Genomic DNA, 22665 nt, shown 5'->3' on the forward strand with positions numbered 1-22665 from the left:
CCATCGGCAGCCGCTGCGGTGTGTTGAGGGTTACACCGCCACGCGGACCACTTCGGGGATCGAGGTCTGCCCCTCGGCGGCCTTCGCCAGGCCGTCCAGGCGCAGGTCGACCAGGCCCTCGGTGCGGGCGACGGCCTGGATCTCGTGCGCGGAGGCCCGGTCGATCGCCAGTTTCTCGATCTCGGCGGAGACCGGCATGACCTCGTGCAGCGCGATCCGGCCCCGGTAGCCGGTGTTGGCGCAGGACCGGCAGCCGACCGGGCGCCACAGGTGGGCGGGCGGGCCGAGCAGGTCGAACGGCCAGCGCGCCCCGACCAGTTCCGCTTCGCTCGGCGTGTACTCGGTGCGGCACCAGTCGCACAGCCGGCGGGCGAGGCGCTGGGCGAGGACGCAGTCCACCGACGAGCCGACCAGGAACGGCTCGATGCCCATCTCGACGAGCCGGGTGACGGCGCTCGGCGCGTCGTTGGTGTGCAGGGTCGACAGCACCAGGTGGCCGGTGAGCGCCGCCTCGACCGCCAGCTGCGCGGTCGTGCGGTCCCGGACCTCACCGATGAGCACCACGTCCGGGTCGGAGCGCAGGATCGCCGGCAGCACCGCCGCGAACGTCAGGCCCGCCTTGTGGTCCACCTGCACCTGGTTGACGCCGGGCAGCCGGTACTCCACCGGGTCCTCGACGGTGATGATGTTGACCGTGGGCTTGCTGATCTCGGCGAGCGTCGCGTACAGCGTCGTCGACTTGCCCGAGCCGGTCGGTCCGGTCACCAGCAGCATGCCGTGCGGTTTGTTGTAGGAGTGTGCGAACCGCTCCGCGTTGGCCTTGCTGAAGCCGAGCTTGGCCAGCTTCAGATCCATCCCGCTGGTGTCCAGGACCCGCAGCACGATCTTCTCGCCCCACACCGTCGGCAGGGTCGCCGTGCGCAGGTCCACCGCCCGCTGGTTGATCTCGACGGTGATCCGGCCGTTCTGCGGGACGCGCCGCTCGGTGATGTCGACGTTCGACATGATCTTGAGCCGGGAGATGAGCGCCGACTGCACGTGCCTGGGCACGGTGTCCACCTCGTGCAGGACGCCGTCGATGCGGTACCGCACCCGCATGTTGTGCTCGCCCGGCTCCAGGTGCAGGTCGGACGCGCGGTTCACGATCGCCTGTTCGATGAGCGAGTTGACGTACCGGACGATCGGCGCGTCCTCGTTGATCGTCGTCAGGGCCGAGGTGGTCGGCGTCGCCTCCGCCCGCAGGCTCTCCGCGACCTCGCCGAGGTCGTTCTCCTCGCGCTTCAACCGGTCGATGATCTTGCGCAGTTCGGAGCGGGCCACCACCACCGGCCGCACCGTGAGACCGGTCGCCGCCCGGACGTCATCCAGCGCCAGGACATCACCCGGGTCGGTGATGCCGACGGTGATCTCACTCTCGTTGAGGGCGATACCGAGCACCCGGTGCTTCAGGACGAGCGCCATCGGGATCTTGGTGATCGCGGCCGGGTCGATCGGGTAGCCGACCAGGTCCAGCGTCTGGATCCCGTACGCGTCGGCGGACGCCTCGGTCAGCTGGTCCTCGGTGACGATGTGGTCGTTGATGAGCACGGCCCGGATCGACCTGCCGGTGGCCTCCGCCTCCGCGGCCGCCCGGTCGACCGCTTCCGGATCCGCCCCACGTTCCTTCAGCGCGTCCAGCAACGGACTGAACGTCTGGTACATCTCACCCCCGAGTCCTCAACCGCATCATCGGCACCGATCCGGGTGACTTTCGGGATTCACCCCGGCCGGATGGACGGCGCTCGTTGACGTGCCCCGCCGCAGTCATGAGGATCGTTCGCTGTGTCGGTTGCCGTCGTCGAAGATCCGTTGCCCGGCAAGATCAGTGTGTGGCGCGCCAGATGGGTCCTGATGCGCTACGGACGTCCCCCAGAACCCCCACCGCAGGGAGTCGTCGTCACCGGACATCTGCTCGCCCTGGTCACCGAGGTCGCCGCGAGGGTCGGCGTGGCCGCCCCGGACGCGGTCGTGCTGACCGGCCACGGCGTCGTCCGCTCCTGGGCCAGCCGGCGCCGGCGGCTGCTGATCGTCGGGCTGCCGCTGCTGTACTGCCTGACCGTCGACGAGATCCGTGCCCTGGTCGCGCACGAGCTCGCCGTCGTCGACCACCGCCGGGCACACCTCGTGGCGCGGCTGCGTGACCTGTACGAGGAGGCCGCCGACCCGTCCCGGGTCGAGCTGCCGCCACGCGCGGCGGCCGTGCTGCGCGCCACCCGCGAGTTCGCCACCGCCCTGGAACGCAAGGCCGACCAGGCCGCCAGCAGCGCGTCCGGGCTGCACACCGCCGCCCGTGCGGTGGTCAAGGCCGACCTGGCCGAGTTCGAGTTCGCCGATCTCGCCTTCGACCTGGAGGAGCAGGTCTGGCAGCACGCCTCCGCCGCCATCCAGGACGTCCACGACGGCTGGCGGGCCGCGATCCGGGCCGGCGCCGTCAGGGCCTCCCTCGACGAGGACACGCGGACCACGCTGATGAGCCGGCACCCCAACCTCGCCGGCGCCATCGCCCCCCTGGCGGCCGGGCACTTCGCGCTGCGGGCCGCGGACCTGGTGCCCGTCGACCCACTCACGGCGGCCGACGAGCGCACCCTGGCCCGGCACGTCCTGCGCCGCTCGCCGGCGGAGTGGACCACGTTCGCCGCGGTGCCGGCCACCGCCTGGCCCGGCTGGGTCGTCCGGCAGGCCCGCGCCGTGCACGACCAGGTCGCCACGCTCCTGGGCCGCGAGCCGGTCGGGCCCGGCGAGGTCGTGGAGGTGCTGCTGACCCGCCTGGACGAGCTGGTCGCGGCGAACTGGCCGGCCCACCCCGAGCCGCCGACGGAACCCGAGGATCTCGACGCGACCCCGTCCGTGGTCGTGGTGATGGAGGCGGCGCTGACCTCACGCGGCTGGCGCCGGGTCCACCCGGCCACCCCCGGCGTCCTGGTGTCGGAATCCGGGGTCGGGTGCGACCTGCACGGCGTCGCGACGTCCCCGACCGCCCTCGCCGATCTCCGGGCCCTCCTGGAGAGCCCGGTGTAACCGTCAGCGCCGCAGTTCGGTGCGCCACGAGTGCTGTGGGGCGTACCCGAGGACCTCGCGGGCCCGGTCGATGCCGAGCAACGTCTCGAACTCGCCGAGCTCGCGGGTCAGCGGCACGTCCGGGAAGACCTCCCGCATCAGCTCCGCCGACGGCCGGTCCATGATCGTGTCCGCGGCGGCGATCACGTACGAGCTCGCCCCGCTCACCGGGGCGTCGAGGGCCAGGCGGCACGCGGCGGCCACGTCCCGCACGTCGACGTATCCCCACAGGTTCCACTTGCGCAGGTGCGGGTCGCCCCAGTACCCGGGGACCGCGGCGTACTCCTCGGGCGTGTGCACGTTGGACAGCCGCAGGCCGACGAACGGGATCCCGCTCCACGCGGAGATCTCCCGGGCCAGGGTCTCCCCGACGACCTTGGACAGCGCGTAGGTCGTCGTCGGGAACGGGAAGTGCTCCTCGTCCACCGGCGCGTACCGCGGGGGAGTGTCGAACGGCAGGCCGAGGGTCGTCTCGCTGGAGGACCACACGACCCGCCCGACCCCGGCCTGCTGCGCGGCGTGGAACACGTTGAAGTTCATCGTCGAGTTCCGGTTGAACGTGACCGCCGGCGGATACATGCCGGGCGCCGGGATGTTGGCCAGGTGCACCACCGCGTCGGCGTCCTGCAGGACCTCGACCGCCTGGCCGTGGTCGGTCAGGTCGGCGACCAGCATGGGCGTGCCGAGCTCGCTGAGGTGCCCGGCCCGGCCCACCGCGTCGGTCGCGACGACGTGGTGGCCGTGGGCGAGCAGGTCGGTGACGACCGCCCGCCCGGTCTTGCCGTGCGCCCCGGTGACGACGATGCGGGCCATGCGGGTCCTAACTCGAGATCAGGCTGGTGTGCTGAGCCATGAAGTCTTCCACGGCGTTGGCCTTGACCGACGCCAGAAGCTCCAGGGTTGTCGGGTCGAGCGCCTCCGCTCCCGGATTCTCGTGGGAGGAGTAGAAGGTCCCGTTGTTGGTCTTGACGGTGAGCAGGTTGTCGCCGTTGATGCCCTTCATCGCGAAGATCCAGTCGTCGAGGCCGATGCCACCGGAGTCGATCGTCATGGACTGGCCGATGACGTCGAGGACCTTCTTGAGCTTGCCGGGGTCGGTGAGGACGTCCTTGCTCAGGATCTGCTTGAACAGCGCCTTGATGAACTGCTGCTGGTGCCGCTGCCGGTCGTAGTCGCTGTTGGGCAGGGTCTCGCGCTGGCGGACGTAGTCCAGGGCCTGCCACGGCTCGAGGTGCTGGAAGCCGACGTGGTAGGTCTGCGGGGTGACGCCGGAGATCGGGATGAGGGTGGTGCCGCCGCTGCCGTTGTCGCGCTGGAGGTAGGGGGTCTTGACCTCGCCCTTGGCGTTGAAGCCGACGTGGACCGACTTGACCTCCTGGTCGACGTACATGTCCACGCCGCCGAGCACGTTGACCACGTTCTGGAAGCCGGTGAAGTCGATGATCGCCGCGGCGTCGAAGGTGATGCCCCAGTTCTCCTCGATGGTGTCGGCGAGCAGCGTGACGCCGAACTTGCGCTGGTCCTTGCCCGTGGTCCCGAGGCCGCCGATCGCGAACGCGCCGTTGATCTTGTCGTGGCCGCCCGCGTAGCGGTTCTTGCCGTTGTCGAACCTGGGGATCTTCACCCAGGTGTCGCGGGGGATCGAGATCAGGTACGCCGAGTCGTGGCCCGCCGGGATGTGCAGGATGATGATCGAGTCGGAGCGGATCGCCTCGGACGGGTCCTGGCCGGGTCGCGGGTCGATGCCCATGAGCAGGATGTTCTTCGCGCCGCTGATCGTGACGTGCTTGCCCTGCTGCTCGGCCGCGGGGACGATCAGGTCCTCCTGCTTGACGTTGCGCGTGGCGTAGCCCATGACCGCGTCCTTCACCACGAACACGCTGCCCGCCGCCACCATCATGAGCGCGCCGAGCACCACCAGCGCGCGCGCCCATCGCGGGTCCTTGCGGCTACGCCGCAGCGTCTTGGCCTTCTTGGGGGTCGTGGACCCGGTGCCCGGTGGAGACGACTGCGGCCGGCGCGACGATGGGTCGTCGGCCGGCCGGTCGTCGAGGCTCAGGTCCTCGGCGAGATGCTCGTGGCGTTGGAACACGTCCCGCAGCTCCTGTTCGAGCGAGGCGTCGGAGGTCATACCCCCATGACGGTATGAGGGGGGCCCGTGATTGCACTTGGGAGTTTCCTCGCAGTCACCTGGGAGTTCGGTTGCCGGCTCAGCCGCCGACCAGGATCACGCCGATGACGCTGAGCAGCACGATAACAGCGAGGAGGACGAGCATGCCCTGCTCGCTGTCGAGGTTGGTGAGCTTGCGGGTCGTGGTCTGCGTCTGGGTGGTCATCGGGGGCCTCCTGGTGCGGTGGTGGTGGTGAGAACAACGGTAAGTTCACCGCCCGCGGGTTTGCTCCCGTCATCGTGCCAGCACCCTGACCTGGTCTAACCGAGGTTCGGTGCCTCTTGGTGACGGGTCTCGGCAATGAGCTCAGGAAACACCTTGCCCACCTTTCCGACCAGATACTCGCCGTACGTGCCGGTGAACGCCCGCAGATCCTGTCCGTCCCAGCGCTGCCCGCCGGCGTGACCGGTCGCGGGCAGCGGCGGGACCTCCTGGTTGAAGTCGGGGTCGAAGAAGAACGGGAACGACAGCCGCTCGTTGCCGCTGAGGTTGCGGACCCGGTGCGGGGTCGAGCGGTACCAGCCGCCGGTCATCCGGTCGAGCATGTCGCCGATGTTGCACACGAAGGTGCCGGGGATCGGCGGCGCGTCGAGCCAGCCGTCCGGGGTGCGCACCTGCAGCCCGCCGTTGCCGTCCTGCAGCAGCAGCGTCAGCAGGCCGTAGTCGGTGTGCTCGCCGACGCCCCACTCGCCGCCCTTGCCCGGGTCGTCGGGCGGGTAGTGGAAGATCCGGAACAGGATCGTCGGGTCGGCGGTGTAGGAGGTCGCGAAGTAGTCTCCGGGCAGCCCCAGGCTCAGCGCGACGCCCCGCAGCACGGCCTGCGCCACGCCGGTGAGCCGGTCCAGGTACTCCAGGACGGCGGGCCGCAGGTCGGGCACCTGCCGGGGGAAGAGGTTGGCGCCGTGCAGCGGCAGCCCGGCGCGCACCTGCGGGGCGTCGGGACCCAGCTCGGTGCCGAAGTAGACGCCCTCCTTGCGGTCCGGGACGCCGGAGGTCAGCTCGGCGCCGACCGGGAAGAACCCGCGCCAGGCCCGCCCGCCGCGGGCCATCGCGATCTCGAGCTTGTCCGGCTCGGGCAGCGCGAAGAAGGCGCGGGCGGCGGCGTCGAGCCGGCCGGTCAGCTCGGCCGGCACGCCGTGGCCGGTCACGTAGAAGAAGCCGCTGCGGCGGCAGGCCGCCTCGATCTGGGGTGCGGCAACGGCGGGGTCGGAGATGTCGATGACCGGCAGCGCGTCCATGCGACGGAGACTAACTGTCAACCAACGTTGACACCCGCCAGGCTGTCAACTACGGTTGACACATGACGGAAGCAGGCGATCTCGCGGACGCCGCGGCCAGCCCCGATCCCCGGATCGGCCTGCGGGCGGCGGTCGCGCTGCGCCGCCTCGCCGACGCACTCGAGAACCTCCAGGTCGACAACGCGCGCCGGCACGGCTGGTCGTGGCAGGAGATCGCGGACGCCCTCGACGTGACGCGCCAGGCGGTGCACAAGAAGCACGCCGGCCGGACCCCCGTGATACCAGAGATGGGAGAGCAGTGATGTTCGAACGGTTCACCACTCGGGCCCGCACCGTGGTCCACACGGCGCACGAGGAGGCCGACGCCCTCGGCCACCGCACGGTCGGCACCGAGCACCTCGTGCTGGCGATGTTCAGTGCCGGCGGGATCGCCGCCGACGTGCTGCGTGCCTGCGGCATCGAGGCCGGGGAGCTCCGCGCGACGCTCGCCGCCGGCGACGACGCGGCCGCGCTGCGCTCCATCGGCATCGACCTGGACGCGGTGCGCGAGAGCGTCGAGCAGACGTTCGGGCCGGGCGCCCTGGAGCGGGCCGAGCCACCCCGCCGCGGCGGGTTCCTGTTCCGCCGCACCAAGCTGTCCAACCGGTTCGGCAACGACGCGAAGAAGGCCCTGGAGCTGTCGCTGCGGGTGGCGCTGTCGATGAAGCACAACTACATCGGCACCGAGCACCTCCTGCTGGGCGTCCTGCGTGACGAGCGCGGCACCGGCGGGCGGCTGCTGCGCGAGCGGGGCATGACCCACGACCGCACCATGGAGCTGGTCAAGGCCGCGCTGCGCAACGTCGCCTGATTCGTGTCGTACCCCTGTGCTTGAGTGTCGGCATGGAGCGGACACTGACCTGGCGGGACCTCAATCGCGCGCTGCTGGCCCGGCAGGCCCTCATCGCCCGGGTGCCGGATGATCCCGCGACGGTGCTGGAGCGGATGGCGGGACTGCAGGCGCAGTATGCGCCCTCCATGTACATCGGGCTGTGGACCCGGATCGAGGGCTTCGAGCGGGAGTCGCTGACCCGGCTCCTGGAGGCCCGCGAGGTCGTCCAGGCCACCATCCTGCGGGCCACCATCCACCTCGTGTCCCGGGCGGACTTCTGGCCGTTCCTGATCGGGATCCGGGACGCCCGGCGCGACTGGTATCACCGCGTCGACCGCGGCAACATCGGCCCCGCCGAGCTGAGCGCGGCCGCCGCCGGCCTGCGCGAGCTCCTGCTGCAGCGGCCGGTCCGGCGGGCCGAGATCGACCAGCTCTACGGTGCGGGCGTCCGCGGCGGCATCGGCATGTATCTCGACATGGTCCGCGTGCCGCCGTCCGGCACGTGGGCCCGCCGCCGCGCCGACCTCTTCGGCCTGGCGGAGGACTGGGTCGGCGCGCCGGACGTCACCGTCGAGGCCGGCCGCGAGCTGCTCGTGCGCCGTTACCTCGGCGGGTTCGGGCCGGCCCACCGCGCCGAGATCGCCGACTGGGCCGGCCTGAGCGTCACCGACATCGCCGAGGTCCTGTCCACGATGGAGCTGCGCCGCTTCCGCGACGAACGCGGACGGGAGCTCGTCGACCTGCCGGACCAGCCGCTGCCCGACCCGCAGACCCCGGCACCGGTGCGGTTCCTGCCGACCTACGACGCGACCCTCCTGGTGCACGCCCGGCGGACCCTGATCCTGCCCGAGGAGCACCGCACGAAGGTGTTCCACACGCGGATGCCGCAGTCGATCGGCACGTTCCTCGTCGACGGCCAGGTCGCCGGCACCTGGACGGTGAGCAAGGCCGGCGTGGTGTCCTGGGAGCCGTTCGAGACGCTGCCGGCGTCGGTGCGCCGTCAGGTCGACGCGGAGGCCGGCGCGCTGACCGAGTTCCATTCGACGTCGTAGTCGTGCATCCAGGCGCCGCCCTTCTCGGCGAACCGCTTGAAGAAGAACGGCATCATGACGTCGCGCACCCGGGCCGCGACGGGTCCTGAGACCTTCGCGTCCCGGTTCGCGCCGGCGACCTTCAGCATCTGGTCGGTGCGGGGGCGGCGCAGCTCCTCGTAGCGCTCCAGCGCTGTTTCCGGGTTGTCCCGCAGGCATCTGGCGAGGACCACGGCGTCCTCGACGGCGAGGTTGGCGCCCTGGCCGGCGCCCATCGGGTGGGCGGCGTCGCCGAGCAGGACCATGCCGTCGCGGTGCCAGCGCGGCACGCCACCCGGCATCGCCTGCATCACGGTGCGCGGATGCCACTGCCCGGTCCGCCGGATCAGCTCCGCCGCCGGCCCGCGGTCCCCGGCGAACAGCGCCGCGAGCTCGTCCCGCTCCGGCGTCCGCGCGGGCGGCTTCGGTGCCGGCACCTGGGCGGCCCACAGGGTGCCGCCGGGGGTCGGGGCGTAGACCATCGTGGCCTTCGCGCCGAACATGATGTGGAACGTGCCGGGTGCCACCTGGTGCGCCGAGCGCCCGCCGACGGTCCACAGGCCCGCGTATCCCGCGACCGGCGCCGCCGGGTCGATGACGCCGCGCAGCCGCGAGTGGATGCCGTCGGCGCCGATGACCAGGTCGGCGCTCGCGCTGCCCCCGTCGGCGAACGTGGCCGTGCGGCCGGCGCCGACGTCGACGAGGCGGCGCCCGGTGACGATGGTCGCGCCCGCCTCCTGCGCCAGGTCGCGCAGCGTCTCGACCAGGTGCCCGCGCATGAGGGTGACCCGCCCCCGGCGTGCCTCGCCGAGCTGCCTGCCCCGGCCGCTCCAGAGCCGCAACAGCGGCAGCTCGGTGCCGCGGGCGGCGACGGCGTCGCGGCACCCGATCGCCTCCAGGGCCCGCAGCCCGTTGTCGCCGAGGCTCACGAACGACCCGACGTCCCCGGCCGGGTCCGGGCATGCCTCGTGCACCGTCACGTCCCAGCCGATCCGCCGCAGCGCGATCGCCGCGACCGGCCCCGCGACCCCACCACCGATGACCATGGCTTCCATGCCCACACCTCTTTACTGAATCTGCATTCGGTGAATTGTGATTCAGTTTTACGGGCGCTACCGTCGGACGTCAAGAGGGGGGTCGCGATTTCGATGGCAACGCGCAAGGAGAAGGCGGCCCAGACGTCCGCCGCCCTCAAGGACGCGGCCCGTCATCTGTTCGCCACCCGCGGCTACCTCAACACCAAGATCAGTGACATCACGGCGGAGGCCGGTCGCGCGGTCGGCTCGTTCTACGACCACTTCGCGAGCAAGGAGGAGCTGCTGCAGGCCCTCTTCGCGGACATGCAGGACACCGCCGACGAGGCGCTGCCCGACCACGACCCGGACCACGACCTGTCCGACGAGGCGCAGCTGCGCTTCCACGTCGCCGCCGCCTGGCACACGTTTCGGACCCACCTGCCGGTGATGGTCGCGCTCTTCCAGTCCTCGATGCTGGAGGCGCCGTTCAGCGGCCAGGCCCGCGCGCGCCTCGCCGAGGACACGGGCATCCTCCGCGAGCACCTGGAGCTCCTGGAGGCCCGCGGGCACCGGCTGCCGGGCCGCCCGGCGGTCGTGGCCGACGCGATGGGGGCGATGCTGGCGATGTTCGCCTACGCGCACCTGACCGCGCCGGAGCCGCGCCTCCCCGACGACGAGGCCATCGACACCCTGACCGCCCTGCTCCTGCGCGGCCTCCGGGGCTGACCGTCGCTGTCCCGTGATCCGGAAGACCCTGTGTACCCAGGGGTGCCCGAGGTCTTCCGGATCACGGGGAGGTGGCTACTCCGCGCGGTCCTGCATCTCCCACAGGTGGTCCAGGACGTGCCACGCGTAGCGGCGGGCGGCGTAGCGGGACGTCCAGCCGTTGTCGACCAGGGGGCCGCCGTCGTGCGGCCGGCCGAGGACGGCGAGGACCTCGTCGTGCACGGCGGTGATCGCCGCGGTGTCGTCGATCGCCGGCGCGGGGAGCTTGAACCCGATCTTGCGGCCGTAGCCGGCCTCGGCGCCGTAGACGTGGTCGATCATCTTGTCGCGGTCCCGGCCGCCGCCGCGCGGACCCTTGCGCAGCGACGCGGGCGCGGTCGCGGCGAACCCGGCGAACGCCTCCCACGCGGCGGTGAGCAGCTTCTTCTGCCGGTCGGCGACGGCCTTCGTCACGGCGCGGTGGTCGGCGTCGGGGTGGGCGTCGGGGACGCCGAACTGGGTGGAGGCGGTCCCCGGGAGGCGTTCGACGACCTTGAACGTCGGGGCGGCGGGGAAGCTGTAGCCGGCGGCGGCGGCGATCGGCGCGAACCGTGTGCCGTAGTCGGCGAGGGCGGCGAGCGCGTCGTCCTCGGACTTCGCGAAGCGGCCCCAGCCCGGCCAGTCCAGGCTGGCCGCGAACACCTTCTTGTCCGTCACCTCGAGATACACGTCGGCCATGACTGTGACCTTAGGCCGCTTTCCTCGGCGCCGCAGAGGTGCTTGCATACCATGGGTCACATGCCTGAGCTTGTGAGTTATCTTCGTGAAGCACTCCTCGCCGGCGATGTCGAGACCACGCGGGACTCCAACCATGGCAACGCCGCGGCGTTCGCCGCGGGCGACGAGGGTTACCTGTTCGGCCTGGCACCGCTGAAGACGTGGACACTGGCGCAGGTGCTGGGTGTGATGGCGGAGCGGGTCGGCATCGACCCCGACCCGCAGCGGTCGACGGGCACCGATGTGATCGACCCGTACAAGACCGTGGCGGCCCTCGATCGGATGCGGGACCGGCTGCGGGTCGCGGCGCGGCGGCGGGAGCGGGTCCTGGTGGCGTCCGGTCATCCGGCCGGGATCGTCGAGGTGCACCTGGCGGTCGTCGCGGCGTTGCGGGCGGCCGGGTGCGAGATCCTGACGCCGGCGGCCGGGGTGCCGTTCGCGCATCCGGGCCGCTACGACGGCCGGGAGTTCCCCCTCGCGCTGCGCTACGTCGGCGGCGTCGCCATGGCCGCCGAGCGGGGCATCGCGCTGTGGCACACGCACACACCGGACGGCACGCGGGCGATCCTCGACGAGCTCGAGGCGCACGACGCGGCCATGCCGGACCTGGTCTTCGCCGACCACGGGTTCGCGGGTGCGGCGGCCGCGGCGGGTCTGGACGTGGTGTCGTTCGCGGACAGCAACGACCCGGCGCTGTTCGTCGGCGAGGCCGAGGGCCGGGTCGCGGTCACGGTGCCGATCGACGACAACGTCCAGCCGCACCTGTACCGGCCGATCAGCGCATACCTCCTAGAAGGGATAGCCGCTTAGTGATATGACACGGGTGCTATGGGGCAATTTGGACCCGGCGCCTTGTGAGCCTCCCCCGTCCGATGACAGCATCGGTCGCGGCCGATATTTATCGGCTCCGATATAGGGGAGGCTCACGTGAGACTCACAAGGTCCATACTCCGTCGTGCCGTGGTCATCGCCGCCGGCACCACGCTCGTCGCCGGTTCGGTCCTCACGCCGTCGCCGGCTCAGGCCGCACCGATCGGCAGCACCGACGCGCTCGTCGAGCAGCTCGGACTCGCCACCGCCGGCTCCTACTGGGACGCCCAGCTCGGCCGGATGGTCGTCACCGTCACCGACGCGAACACCGCCAAGAGCGTCGAGTCGACCGGTGCCGTCGCCCGCAAGGTCAAGCACAGCGGCGCCGAGCTGGCCCGCGTCACCTCGGCGCTGAGCGCGAAGGTCTCCGTCCCGGGCACCGCCTGGGCCGTCGACCCGGTGCTCAACCAGGTGGTCGTCTCCATCGACCCGACGGTCGCGCCCGAGCACGTCAAGACCATCGAGGCGACCGTCGCGGCCTTCGGCAGCGCCGCGCGCCTGGAGCGGCTCCCCGGCGCGCTCCAGCCGACCATCTCCGGCGGGCAGGCCATCTACTCCGGCGGCTCCCGGTGCTCGCTCGGCTTCAACGTGGTCAGCGGCAGCACGTACTACTTCCTGACCGCCGGGCACTGTACCAACATCGGCTCGACGTGGACGACCAGCAGCGGCTCGGTCCTCGGCACCCGGGCCGGCACGAGCTTCCCCGGCAACGACTACGGCATCGTGCGCTACGCCGCCGGCGTCGCGCACCCCGGCAACGTGTCGCTGTACAACGGCTCGTTCCAGGACATCACCGGCGCGGCCAACGCGACCGTCGGGCAGTCGGTGCGCCGCAGCGGCTCCACCACCGGCGTGCGCAGCGGCTCGGTCACCCAGACCGGCGCGACCGTCACCTACTCGCAGGGGCAGGTCACCGGCCTGATCCGCACCACGGTCTGCGCCGAGCCCGGTGACAGCGGCGGCTCGCTCTTCGCCGGCTCCACGGCGCTGGGCCTGACCTCCGGCGGCAGCGGCAACTGCAGCAGCGGCGGCGTCACGTACTTCCAGCCGGTCACCGAGGCGCTCAGCGTCTACGGCGTCAGCGTGTACTAAGGCGTCAGCGTGTACTGACAAGTGCCCCACCTGTGCCACCCGTCGCGAGACGGGTGGCACAGTGGTGCGCATGCGGGTGGGGATCCTGGGGCCGTTGACGGTCGTCGTCGACGGCCGGCCCGTCGAGGTCGCCGGTGCCCGGCTGCGCACCCTGCTGGTCCGGCTCGCCTGCGAACCCGGCCGGCTGGTCCCCGTGGAGCGGCTCGCCGAGGCCCTGTGGCCGGACGCCACCCCCACCGACCCGGCGAACGCCGTGCAGTCCCTCGTCTCGCGGCTGCGCAAGACCCTCGACGGGCACCCGGCGCTGGAGTCCGGCGCCGGCGGGTACCGCCTCGGTGTCGCCCCCGACGACGTCGACGCGCACCGGTTCGAGCGGCTCGCCGGCGAGGGCCGGCGGGCACTGCGCGACGGCGACCCGGCCCGCGCCGCGACCCTCCTCACCGCGGCCCTGGACCTGTGGCGGGGGACCCCCGACGTCGACGACGCCCTCGCGGCCCGCTGGGAGGAGCTGCGGCTCGGCGCCGTCGAGGACCACGTCGAGGCCGTCGGCCCGCGCGCTCCCGGCCTGGTGGCCCGGCTGCGGGAGCTCACCGCCGCGCACCCGCTGCGCGAACGGCTCACCGCCCACCTGGTCATGGCGCTGCACGCGGAGGGCCGGCGGGCCGAGGCCCTCGCCGCGTTCGAGGAGTGCCGGCACCGGCTCGCCGAGGAGCTCGGCGTCGACCCGTCGCCACAGCTGCGCCAGGCGCACCTGCTGGCACTCACCGACCTGGCGACCACCGGCCGGCCCTGGGGGAACCTGCGCACTGCGCTGACGAGCTTCGTCGGCCGCGACGAGGACGTCGAACGGCTCGCCACGCAGGTCCTGGACGGCCGCCTGGTCACCCTCGTCGGGCCCGGCGGCGCCGGCAAGACCCGGCTCGCCACGACCGTCGCCGCCCGCGACCCGCACGCGGCCTGGCTGGTCGAGCTCGCCCCGGTCACCGAGGCCGCCGACGTGCCCGCCGCCGTCCTGCGCGCCCTGGACGCCGGCGGGCAGCTCGAGACGCCGCCCGGGATCCGCCGCCTCGACGTCACCGGCCGCCTCGCCGAGATCCTCGCCCCCACCGACGTGCTGCTGCTGCTCGACAACTGCGAGCACGTCGTCGAGGCCGCCGCGAAGCTCAGCGAGGACCTGCTGGGCCGCTGCCCGAAGCTGCGCATCCTGGCGACCAGCCGGGAGCCGCTCGGCATCCTCGGCGAACGCCTGTTCCCGGTCGGGCCCCTGGCCCCGGAGCCGGCGGTCCAGCTGCTGCGGGACCGGGCCGAGGCGGTGCGGCCCGGGTTCCGGGTCACCCCGGCCGCCGCGGAGATCTGCCGCCGCCTCGACGGGCTGCCCCTGGCCATCGAACTGGCCGCGGCCAGGCTGCGCTCGTTCACCGCGGAGCAGCTCGTGGACCGCCTCGACGACCGGTTCCGCCTGCTCACCGGCGGCAGCCGCACCGCCCTGCCCCGGCACCGGACCCTGCACGCGGTCGTGGCCTGGAGCTGGGACCTGCTCGAGCCGCCGGAGCGGGACTTCGGCGCGGCCATCGCGGTGTTCCCGGGCACCTTCGACGCCGATGCGGCCGCGGCGGTGGCAGGTGTACGGGACGTCGAACCGCTCCTGGACCTGCTGGTCGACCGTTCGCTGCTGCAGGTGGTCGCCGGGGACACCGTCCGGTACCGGATGCTGGAGACGATCCGCGAGTTCGCGCTGGAGGAGCTCGTCCGCGCCGGCCGGGTCGAGCTGGTCAGGTCCGGGCACGCGGCGCACTTCCTGGCCCTCGTCGAGCGGGCCGAGCCGCACCTGCGCACCGGCGCGCAGGTCGAGTGGCTGGCCCGCCTGCGCCCGGAGCGGGCGAACCTGCACGCCGCGGTCGCGCACGCCTGCGACACCGGCGACACCGTGACCGCGTTCCGGCTCGGGGCCGCGTCCGCGTGGTTCTGGACGTTCGAGGACAACCACGCGGAGGCCGCCGGCCTGCTCGGGCGGATCCTGGCGGTCCCCGGTGACGTGCCGCTGGACGTGCGCACGGTCGTCATGGCCGTCTACGTCATCAACAGCGGCTTCGCCGGCGACTTCCAGTTCGCCGAGGGGATGCTCGAGGACGTCCTCGCCCTCGCCGCGCAGGTGCCGCCGGGCACCGGCCACCCGTTCGTCGAGCTGGTCGAACCGGCCGTGATGATGTTCCGCGACGACAGCGCCAGCGGCGCCGCCGCGATCGAGCGCCGGCTCGCCGAGCCGGTCGAGCCGTGGTCGCGGGGGATGCTGCTGGCGATCCTCGGCTACCTGCGGGAGAACGACGGCGACCTCGACGGCATGATGCGCGCCCAGGAGGCGGCCGCGGCCGCGTTCCGGGAGGTCGGCGAGCGGTGGGGGCTGTCGATGACGCTCGCCTCGATCGCCGACGCGCGGGCCCGCCGCGGCGACTTCACCACCGCCACCGCGCTGTTCGCCGAGTCGATCGACCTGTATCAGCAGCTGGGGGTCCGCACCAACGACGCGTACCAGCGGATCCGCCTCGCGGCCCTGCGCCGCCACACCGACGGCCCCGAGGCCGCCCGGGCCGAGCTGCGCCGCTTCGCCGACGACCCGGCCTCGCTGCCGCGGGACGTGTCCCACGCGATGCTGGAGCTCGGCCAGCTGGCCCGGCACGCCGGTGACCTCGACGAGGCGGAGCGCTGCTACCTGGAGGCGTGGCGGCGGCAGGCCGAGACGCCGCTCGTCGCGCCGCAGTACCGGGCGATCGTCCAGGTCGGCATGGCGCAGCTGGACCTGCGGCGCGGCGACGCCGAGGCGGCCCGGGGGCGGCTGGTCCAGGCCCTCGACCTGGCCCTGCCGGTGCGGGACATGCCGGTCGTGGCGCAGGTCGCGATCGGCTCGGCGGCGCTCGCGGCGGCCGCCGGCGCGCCGGTGACCGCCGCGGAGATCCTCGGCGTGGCCCGGCAGTTCGCCGGGGGAGACGACCGGTCCAACTCGGACCTGCTCGCGCAGTCCGCGGCGCTGCGGGACACCCTCGGCGCCGCCGCCTTCACCGACGCCGTGCGCCGCGGCGCGGCCCTGGACCGCGCCGCGGCGATGTCGCTCATCCAGCCTTAGGAGCTCAGGTCTTGCGGCGGTACGCCCGGACGGCGAGCGGCGCGAAGACCGCCAGGATGCCCACGGACCACAGCAGGGTCTTGACCACCGCGTCGAGCACCGGCCCGCCGACCATCAGCCCGCGCGCGGCCTGCATCGCGTCGGCGACCGGGTTGACCTTCACCCACGCCTGCAGCCAGCCCGGCAGCGTGTTCGTCGGGACGAGCACGTTGGTGCCGAACGTCAACGGGAACATGATCACGAAGCCGAGGCCCTGCACCGCGCCGGGCTCCCGGACCAGCATGCCGAGCAGCACGAACATCCAGCTGAAGCTGAACGCCAGGAACATCACCAGCAGGCACGCCGCGACGACGGCCAGGGGGTTCGTGCCGAAGCGGAACCCCAGGGCGTACCCGAAGCCGAGCATCACCACGATCGCCACCACGAAGCGGATCATGTCGCCGAGCACGCCGCCGATGAGCGGCGCGGACCGGCCGATCGGCAGGCTGCGGAACCGGTCGAAGACCCCCGTCTTGATGTCGGTGTTGAGGCTGACCCCGGTCGGCGCCGACGCGAACAGCACGTTCTGCACGAGCAGCGCCGGCAGCAGGAACTGCAGGTAGTCGTGCCGGGAGCCGGCGATGGCGCCGCCCAGCAGATACACGAACAGCACGATGAAGATGATCGGCTGCAGTGTCACGTCCAGCAGCTGCTCGGGGGTGCGCATGGTCTTGATGAGGCTGCGCCTGGCCATCACCAGGCTGTGCCTGACCAGGCCGAACGGCCGGCCCGGCACCACCGCGATGATCGGCGTCTCCGTGGTGATCGTGGTCACGCCGCCACCTCCTGCTTCTTCTCGGTGCCGCGGGTCAGGGTGAAGAACACCTCGTCGAGGCTCGGCAGGTGCAGCGACAGCTCGATGACGTCGATGCCGGCCTGCTCCAGCTGGCGGATCACGGTCCCGAGCACCTTCGCGTCGTCGACCGGCACCGAGAGCACCCCGCGTCCGCGGGACTCGACCTGGCCCTTGGTGGTGCCGGCCAGGATCACCGAGACGGCGTCCAGGTGCGCCGGGTCGGCCGGCCGCACGCTGATCGTCTGGCCACCGACGATGTGCTTGAGCTGCGCCGGCGTGCCGTGCGCGATCACCTTGCCGTGGTCGATCACGGAGATCTTGTCGGCGAGGGCGTCGGCCTCCTCCAGGTACTGCGTGGTCAGCAGGACCGTGGTGCCCTCCCGCACCTGGGCCCGGACCATGTTCCAGACGTCCTCGCGTTTCGCGGGGTCCAGGCCGGTGGTGGGCTCGTCGAGGTAGACGATCGCGGGCCGCCCGACGAGGCTCGCGGCCAGGTCGAGGCGCCGCCGCATGCCGCCGGAGTAGGTCTTGACCGGCCGGTCGGCGGCCTCGGTGAGGTCGAAGTCGGCGAGCAGCCCCGCCGCCCGGGACTTCGCCTCGCCGCGGCGCAGGTCGAGCAGCTGGCCGATGAGGACCAGGTTCTCGGTGCCGGTCAGGTCCTCGTCCACGGAGGCGAACTGCCCGGTCAGCCCGCTGATGCGGCGGACCGCGGCGGGATGCTTGACGACGTCGTACCCGCCGACGACCGCGGTGCCCGCGTCGGGGCGCAGCAGGGTGGCGAGGATGCGCACGGCGGTCGTCTTGCCGGCGCCGTTGGGTCCGAGAACCCCGAGCACGGTGCCGGGCTCGGCGGCGAGATCCACGCCCGCCAGGGCGGTGGTCCTGCCGAACCGCTTGACCAGGCCGGTGGCCTGGAAAGCGAAGCTCATGGTGCGTTCCCCCTTTGATCTGTCGTCAGCCAGGGTGGCGCACGCCGCTGTCATTTCACGCACATCCGCCTGTCCTCGTCGCACCCGGCGGCCGGGTGTGATAGTAATTCCTACTAAGTAGATGCGAATACTGGAGAATCTGCGATGACTGTTGCAACCCGGACGGACCTGCTCTCCGTCGCCCGCTGGCACGCCTCGGACCCCGCGGCCTGGCCGTTCGAGCCCCGCTTCAACCCGCGGACCCGCTGGTACGGCAAGCTGCACACCGCCGACGACCACGAGGTGTGGCTGCTCACCTGGCTCCCGGGCCAGGCCACCGACCTGCACGACCACGGCGGCTCGGCCGGCGCGTTCACCGTCGTGTCCGGCGAGATCATCGAGCAGACCGTGCACGACGGCTCGCTGCGCAACACCACGATGGCGGAGGGTAGCGCCCGTCGCTTCGGTGCCCACCACGTGCACCGCGTCGTCAACGCCGGCACCCGCCCCGCCATCACCGTGCACGTGTACGGTCCCGCACTGACCGTCATGACCCGCTACCGTCTGCACGAGGGACGCCTCAGCGTCGAGTCCATTCAGCAGGCGGGAGCCGACTGGTGACAGGTCGCTCGATCGACGACATCCTCGCGGCCGCCCGGGCCCGCCTGGTCCGGCTGACGCCCGACGAGGTGCCCGGTGACGCCGTGCTCGTCGACATCCGGCCGGCCGCGCAACGCGCGGCGGAGGGCGAGATCCCGGGCGCGCTGATCGTGGAGCGCAACGTCCTGGAGTGGCGGTTCGACCCGCGCAGCGACGCCCGGCTGCCCATCGCCGACCGCTACGACCTGCCCGTCGTCGTCTTCTGTTCCGAGGGCTACACGTCCTCCCTCGCCGCCGCCGCACTGCAGGACCTCGGCCTGCACCGGGCCACCGACCTGGCCGGCGGCTTCCAGGCCTGGAAGCGGGCCGGGCTGCCGGTCGCCGGAAGTGTCAAACTGGACGCGTGAAGCTGAAGCTCGACCTCCACGACATCTTCAACCGCAACGGCGACATCGACCGCGCGCTGAAGGGGATCATCAACGAGGCCGTGGCGAAACGCGCCACCCTCGTGGAGATCATCCCGGGGAAGGGGTCGGGAGCGCTCAAGAAGCGGGTCCTGCGGTTCCTGGACCAGCGTGAGATCAAGGCGCTCTACCACCGGGTCGAGAAGGACTCCGACAACTTCGGCCGCCTGTTCGTGCACTTCCGCTGGAACGAGTCCGCGGGCCGCGGCCGCCGCTAGACCCTGATGTCCAGTGCGACCACGTTCGTCCCGTCCGCGCGGGTGCTCTCACCGGTGCGGACCTGCACCGTGGCGCCGTCCGGGCCGTTCAGGCCGATGCCGTAGCTGACGTAGCCCTCATAGTCGCCGGCCTGCTCGTAGCCCCGCACCCGGCGGTAGCCGACAGCGCGCGGGCCCGTGCCGGCCTGACTCCGGGCGGGCGTGAACACGATGCTCAGAAACGTCGTGCCGGGCAGCGTGACGGGGTCTCCGGAGCCGTCCCGCGTCACCTGCGGCACGATTTGGAAGGTGTACGACGGCAGCGGCCCCTGGAACGCGAACGTGACCCGCTCGTAGCCCTCATCGGCGTGGTCGCCGGCGCGGACCTCGACCAGGACCGGCACCGGGGGGACGGCGGGGTCGTGCGAGACGCTGACCTTCCGCGTGGGGACGGTCCAGCCCGGGGTTGTCGCCGTACCGGATGCGCTTGTGCTCGTGTTTGTGCTTTTGCTCGTGTTTGTCGCCGTTTGTGGCTCGCTCCCTGAGGAGACCGGGGCGCAGCCGGCGAGCAGGACGACCGGGACGAGCAGCGACAGACGGGTCATGGGATATCGACGCGCGTGCCGCCCATCCGGTTGTCCTCAGAACGCGTCGGCCGCGTCGGCGAGGGAGCAGACCGACACCAGGCGCAGGACCGTCCAGTCCGCGTCCGTCCAGTCGATGCTGTCCGGGGTCGGCAGCGGCCGGCCGTGACGCTGGTGGACGGCGATGACGCTGCGGGCGTATCCGGCGAGGGAGATCGAGTCGATCGCCTTCCCGGCCGCGGTGATGCTCTGCCGGACCGCGGCGGCGTGCTGGTCGACCTTCGCCAGCAGGAACGGCTGCGCGAGGGCCTCGACCAGGCCGTCGACGCCGACCATGGCCATGACCTGGTCCAGGTAGAACCGGGCGTCGAGCTCGGCGGTGGCGAGGTAGCTCGCGTCGAAGGCGTTGACGGACTGGGCGGCGGGGGTGCGTTCGTTGCTCATGTCCGATGACGCTAGGCAGTCCGGGGGGTTGTGGGACCCCCAACAACCATCCGGCACCCGTTCATGACCCACTGCACTCCGTCCGGGGGACATTTCCTGTTCCGGCCCCGAACTTTTCTGTCGGTGGGTCCGTGCAGAATGTGGGCACCCCACAGGAGGCACACCTTGTCCGACCCTCAGTCCGGCCGAAGCTTCGCCGCACCGCCGCGGCGACCCCTCGCGGCCCTTGCGGCACTCGCGGCCCTCGCCGTGCTCGCGTTCCTCGGCGTCTTCGACGTGCAGCCGCCGGCGCCGCGCCCCGCCTCGGCGCCCGCCGGCGACTTCTCCGCCGCCCGCGCGTTCACCCACGTGGAGCGGATCGGCCAGGAGGTCCACGTCACCGGCAGCCCCGCCGCCGACCGGGTCCGCGAGCACATCACGGCCACCCTCACCGGCTACGGGCTGCGGCCCGAGGTCCAGGACACCGTCGGGGTCAACGCGGGCAAGTTCGGCGACGGCGGCATGGCCCACGTCCGCAACGTCGTCGCCGTCCTGCCCGGTTCCGCCTCCACCGGCCAGGTCGTCCTGATGGCGCACTACGACTCCGTCCAGGTCAGCTACGGCGCCAACGACGACGGCGCCGGCACCAGCACCCTGCTCGAGGTCGCCCGCGCCCTGACCACCGGCGCGCAACCCCGCAACGACATCGTGTTCCTGTTCACCGACGCCGAGGAGGCCTGCCTCTGCGGCGCCGAGGCGTTCGTCAGCCGGCACCCCCTCGGCCAGAAACCGTCCGTCGTGCTCAACTTCGAGGCCCGCGGCAGCAGCGGCCCCGCCGTCATGTTCCAGACGTCCGTCGGCAACGCCGACCTCATCGACGTCTATGCCCGCACCCCGCACCCCGTCGGCACCAGCCTCGCCGTCGAGGTCTACCGGCTGCTGTCCAACGACACCGACTTCACCCCGTTCCTCGCGCAGCCCCGCTTCACCGGCCTCAACACCGCCTACATCGACGGGTCCAGCGTCTACCACAGCCCGTTCGACCGGCCCTCGACGATGGACCGGGCCAGCCTGCAGCACCACGGCGACAACGCCCTCGCCCTCGCCCGCGAGTTCGGCGGCGCCGACCTCCCGCCGCTGCTGCGCCCCGCCTCCGGCGACGCCGTCTACTTCCCGTTCGCCGGTTTCCTGCTGCGCTACCCGTCCGCGCTCACCTGGCCGATCGCCGCCCTCGCCCTGCTCGCCGTCGCCGCCCTGGTGTTCCTGGCCCGCCGCCGCGGCCTGACCTCCGTCCCGCGCACCCTCGCCGGCCTCGGCCTGGCCCTCGTGCCGCTCATCGCCGTCGCCGTCGCCGCCCAGCTGCTGTGGGCGCTGCTGGTCGCGCTGCGCCCCGGCTATGGGGAGCTGCTCGACCCGGCCCGGCCCACCTGGTTCCGCTTCGGCGTCGTCGCCCTCACCGCCGCCGTCCTGCTCACCTGGTATGCCCTGACCCGCCGCCGGCTCGGCCCGGTCCCGCTCGCCACCGGCGCCCTGGGCCTCCTCGCGGTCCTCGGCCTGGTCTTCGCCGCCGCCATCCCCGGCGGTTCCTACCTCGTCGCGCTGCCCGCCCTGGCCGGCGCCCTGGCCGGCATCGCCGCGCTCTCCGTGCCGCGCCCCTGGCTCGCGACCGCCCTCCTCACCGCCGGCGCCGGTGTCGCCGTGCTGATCCTCGCCCCGACCGTCGCCCTGTTCTTCCCGGCCCTGGGCCTCGCCACCGGCGCCGCCCCCGCCCTGTTCGCCGCGCTGCTCGGCCTCGCCGCCCTGCCCGCGCTCGAGCCCCTGTTCCGCCCCGCCTCCGCCACCCGGCACCGGCCGCTCGGCGCCGCCCCCGCAGCCGCGGCCCTCGCGGTCGCGCTGGTCTGCACCACCACCGGCATGGTCGTCGACCGCTGGGACGCCGGGCACCCCGAGCCGACCCACCTCATGTATGCCCTGGACCGCGACACCAACACCGCCGAATGGGTCAGCCTCGAACAATCGCCGGGCGCCTGGACCTCGCAGTACGTCCGCAACCACCAGTCCCTCGACCGCCTCTTCCCGGTCCTGCCCGCCGGCAAGCTGTCCGTCGGCCCCGCGGCGGCGGCTTCGCTGCCCGCTCCGACGGTGACCGTCCTGTCCGACACCACCGCCGGCGACCGCCGCACCGTCCGCTTCCGCCTCGCCTCGCAGCGCCCGGTCCGCTTCGTCTCCTTCTACGGCGAGGTCGGCTCGCACCGCGTCCAGCAGGCCACCGTAGAAGGCCGCGACGCCGTGCCGTTCCTCACCGGCCAGGACCGCTTCGGCGTCGTCTTCCACGGCCCACCCACCGACGGCATCGAGGTCACCCTGGTCCTGTCGGGCAGCGGGCCGATGCAGCTGCGGCTGGTGGACGGCAGCGACGGGCTGGACGGGTTGCCGGGCTTTGTTCCGCGTCCTTCCACGGTGGGGGTGTTCGGCAGTCACTCCAGTGAGCTGGCGGCTGTGGCGGTCACCGCGACGGTCTGAACTTTTCGTCATTTGGCGTCGGCCGGCTGTTGGGCTTGTTCGGGTCGGTCGGCGCTGGGTTCGCGGTTCTGGTCGTCATGCCCTTCAAATATTCAGCTAACGGC

At 72.3% G+C, this 22665-nt stretch carries 23 protein-coding genes; 12 read left to right on the forward strand and 11 right to left on the reverse strand.

Translation table 11 applies throughout. The features are described from left to right. Positions 1 to 30 precede the first annotated feature (30 nt). Entirely contained in the window at positions 31 to 1701 is a 1671-nt protein-coding gene (locus Dsi01nite_RS20210) for a GspE/PulE family protein (protein ID WP_203847759.1), read from the reverse strand. A 120-nt stretch (positions 1702 to 1821) separates the two neighbouring features. Here Dsi01nite_RS20210 and Dsi01nite_RS20215 point away from each other — a divergent pair, with 120 nt between their 5' ends. Continuing rightward, positions 1822 to 3057, forward strand: coding sequence for a M48 family metalloprotease (locus tag Dsi01nite_RS20215; protein WP_203847760.1), 1236 nt, complete (start codon positions 1822 to 1824; stop codon positions 3055 to 3057). 3 nt (positions 3058 to 3060) lie between these two features. Here the strand turns inward: Dsi01nite_RS20215 and Dsi01nite_RS20220 are convergent, their stop codons facing one another. The 4 genes from Dsi01nite_RS20220 to Dsi01nite_RS20230 form a co-directional block, all read right to left on the reverse strand. Then, the gene (locus Dsi01nite_RS20220) at positions 3061 to 3909 is read right to left on the reverse strand and encodes an NAD-dependent epimerase/dehydratase family protein (protein WP_203847761.1); all 849 of its coding nucleotides are present in this window, start codon (positions 3907 to 3909) and stop codon (positions 3061 to 3063) included. A 7-nt stretch (positions 3910 to 3916) separates the two neighbouring features. After that, a complete protein-coding gene (locus Dsi01nite_RS20225; protein WP_239136027.1) occupies positions 3917 to 5227 on the reverse strand; it encodes an LCP family glycopolymer transferase in 1311 nt (436 codons plus the stop codon). A 79-nt stretch (positions 5228 to 5306) separates the two neighbouring features. Continuing rightward, entirely contained in the window at positions 5307 to 5432 is a 126-nt protein-coding gene (locus Dsi01nite_RS58375; protein WP_275423399.1) for a hypothetical protein, read from the reverse strand. 95 nt (positions 5433 to 5527) lie between these two features. Further along, the gene (locus Dsi01nite_RS20230; protein ID WP_203847762.1) at positions 5528 to 6505 is read right to left on the reverse strand and encodes an isopenicillin N synthase family dioxygenase; all 978 of its coding nucleotides are present in this window, start codon (positions 6503 to 6505) and stop codon (positions 5528 to 5530) included. A 62-nt stretch (positions 6506 to 6567) separates the two neighbouring features. Here Dsi01nite_RS20230 and Dsi01nite_RS20235 point away from each other — a divergent pair, with 62 nt between their 5' ends. Genes Dsi01nite_RS20235 through Dsi01nite_RS20245 form a run of 3 tightly spaced genes read left to right on the forward strand, consistent with a single transcriptional unit; the run spans position 6568 to position 8428 of the window. Then, positions 6568 to 6807 carry a helix-turn-helix domain-containing protein gene (locus Dsi01nite_RS20235; protein WP_203847763.1) on the forward strand — a complete coding sequence of 80 codons (240 nt, stop codon included), beginning with the start codon at positions 6568 to 6570 and terminating at the stop codon, positions 6805 to 6807. Continuing rightward, on the forward strand, positions 6807 to 7355 hold the full coding sequence (locus Dsi01nite_RS20240; RefSeq protein WP_203847764.1) for a Clp protease N-terminal domain-containing protein: 549 nt from the start codon (positions 6807 to 6809) through the stop codon (positions 7353 to 7355). Before Dsi01nite_RS20235 ends, Dsi01nite_RS20240 begins: the two co-directional genes overlap by 1 nt. 32 nt (positions 7356 to 7387) lie before the next feature. Then, positions 7388 to 8428 (forward strand): winged helix DNA-binding domain-containing protein, encoded by a 1041-nt coding sequence (locus Dsi01nite_RS20245; protein WP_203847765.1) that lies wholly within the window; start codon positions 7388 to 7390, stop codon positions 8426 to 8428. On the opposite strand, the gene Dsi01nite_RS20250 is transcribed toward Dsi01nite_RS20245, so the two are convergent. Beyond that, positions 8377 to 9501 carry an FAD-dependent oxidoreductase gene (locus Dsi01nite_RS20250; RefSeq protein ID WP_203847766.1) on the reverse strand — a complete coding sequence of 375 codons (1125 nt, stop codon included), beginning with the start codon at positions 9499 to 9501 and terminating at the stop codon, positions 8377 to 8379. The two genes, Dsi01nite_RS20245 and Dsi01nite_RS20250, sit on opposite strands and share 52 nt — an antisense overlap. Before the next feature lie 93 nt (positions 9502 to 9594). Here Dsi01nite_RS20250 and Dsi01nite_RS20255 point away from each other — a divergent pair, with 93 nt between their 5' ends. After that, on the forward strand, positions 9595 to 10188 hold the full coding sequence (locus Dsi01nite_RS20255; RefSeq protein ID WP_203847767.1) for a TetR/AcrR family transcriptional regulator: 594 nt from the start codon (positions 9595 to 9597) through the stop codon (positions 10186 to 10188). Positions 10189 to 10263: 75 nt separating this feature from the next. Here the strand turns inward: Dsi01nite_RS20255 and Dsi01nite_RS20260 are convergent, their stop codons facing one another. Continuing rightward, on the reverse strand, positions 10264 to 10905 hold the full coding sequence (locus Dsi01nite_RS20260; protein ID WP_203847768.1) for a hypothetical protein: 642 nt from the start codon (positions 10903 to 10905) through the stop codon (positions 10264 to 10266). A 60-nt stretch (positions 10906 to 10965) separates the two neighbouring features. Between Dsi01nite_RS20260 and Dsi01nite_RS20265 the strand changes: the two genes are divergently transcribed. From Dsi01nite_RS20265 to Dsi01nite_RS20275, 3 genes are all read left to right on the forward strand, one after another. Continuing rightward, entirely contained in the window at positions 10966 to 11754 is a 789-nt protein-coding gene (locus Dsi01nite_RS20265) for a phosphatase (protein WP_203847769.1), read from the forward strand. A gap of 117 nt (positions 11755 to 11871) precedes the next feature. Next, positions 11872 to 12906: a S1 family peptidase gene (locus Dsi01nite_RS20270; protein ID WP_203847770.1), complete on the forward strand. Its 1035-nt coding sequence runs from the start codon at positions 11872 to 11874 to the stop codon at positions 12904 to 12906. A gap of 70 nt (positions 12907 to 12976) precedes the next feature. After that, positions 12977 to 16027, forward strand: coding sequence for an AfsR/SARP family transcriptional regulator (locus Dsi01nite_RS20275; RefSeq protein WP_203847771.1), 3051 nt, complete (start codon positions 12977 to 12979; stop codon positions 16025 to 16027). Between the two features lie 4 nt (positions 16028 to 16031). On the opposite strand, the gene Dsi01nite_RS20280 is transcribed toward Dsi01nite_RS20275, so the two are convergent. Together Dsi01nite_RS20280 and Dsi01nite_RS20285 are read right to left on the reverse strand one after the other, a co-directional pair. Continuing rightward, on the reverse strand, positions 16032 to 16841 hold the full coding sequence (locus Dsi01nite_RS20280) for an ABC transporter permease (RefSeq protein WP_239136028.1): 810 nt from the start codon (positions 16839 to 16841) through the stop codon (positions 16032 to 16034). Next, positions 16838 to 17791: an ATP-binding cassette domain-containing protein gene (locus Dsi01nite_RS20285; RefSeq protein ID WP_203847772.1), complete on the reverse strand. Its 954-nt coding sequence runs from the start codon at positions 17789 to 17791 to the stop codon at positions 16838 to 16840. Before Dsi01nite_RS20285 ends, Dsi01nite_RS20280 begins: the two co-directional genes overlap by 4 nt. A 144-nt stretch (positions 17792 to 17935) precedes the next feature. Here Dsi01nite_RS20285 and Dsi01nite_RS20290 point away from each other — a divergent pair, with 144 nt between their 5' ends. Genes Dsi01nite_RS20290 through Dsi01nite_RS20300 form a run of 3 tightly spaced genes read left to right on the forward strand, consistent with a single transcriptional unit; the run spans position 17936 to position 19052 of the window. Next, positions 17936 to 18391 (forward strand): cysteine dioxygenase, encoded by a 456-nt coding sequence (locus Dsi01nite_RS20290; RefSeq protein WP_203847773.1) that lies wholly within the window; start codon positions 17936 to 17938, stop codon positions 18389 to 18391. Next, positions 18385 to 18777: a rhodanese-like domain-containing protein gene (locus Dsi01nite_RS20295; RefSeq protein WP_203847781.1), complete on the forward strand. Its 393-nt coding sequence runs from the start codon at positions 18385 to 18387 to the stop codon at positions 18775 to 18777. The genes Dsi01nite_RS20290 and Dsi01nite_RS20295 overlap by 7 nt, the downstream gene beginning before the upstream one ends. Continuing rightward, complete coding sequence (locus Dsi01nite_RS20300; RefSeq protein ID WP_203847774.1) at positions 18774 to 19052, forward strand: Smr/MutS family protein; 279 nt, start codon at positions 18774 to 18776, stop codon at positions 19050 to 19052. Before Dsi01nite_RS20295 ends, Dsi01nite_RS20300 begins: the two co-directional genes overlap by 4 nt. Here Dsi01nite_RS20300 and Dsi01nite_RS20305 read toward each other — a convergent pair. Together Dsi01nite_RS20305 and Dsi01nite_RS20310 are read right to left on the reverse strand one after the other, a co-directional pair. Further along, positions 19049 to 19435: an AMIN-like domain-containing (lipo)protein gene (locus Dsi01nite_RS20305; RefSeq protein WP_203847775.1), complete on the reverse strand. Its 387-nt coding sequence runs from the start codon at positions 19433 to 19435 to the stop codon at positions 19049 to 19051. The genes Dsi01nite_RS20300 and Dsi01nite_RS20305 overlap by 4 nt on opposite strands. Positions 19436 to 19672: 237 nt before the next feature. After that, complete coding sequence (locus Dsi01nite_RS20310; RefSeq protein ID WP_239136030.1) at positions 19673 to 20059, reverse strand: DUF6401 family natural product biosynthesis protein; 387 nt, start codon at positions 20057 to 20059, stop codon at positions 19673 to 19675. A gap of 165 nt (positions 20060 to 20224) precedes the next feature. Between Dsi01nite_RS20310 and Dsi01nite_RS20315 the strand changes: the two genes are divergently transcribed. Further along, positions 20225 to 22561 carry a M28 family peptidase gene (locus tag Dsi01nite_RS20315; RefSeq protein ID WP_308442071.1) on the forward strand — a complete coding sequence of 779 codons (2337 nt, stop codon included), beginning with the start codon at positions 20225 to 20227 and terminating at the stop codon, positions 22559 to 22561. Positions 22562 to 22665 lie beyond the last annotated feature (104 nt).

This window comes from Dactylosporangium siamense (genome assembly GCF_016862795.1).
GTDB classification, from domain to species: Bacteria; Actinomycetota; Actinomycetes; order Mycobacteriales; family Micromonosporaceae; genus Dactylosporangium; species Dactylosporangium siamense.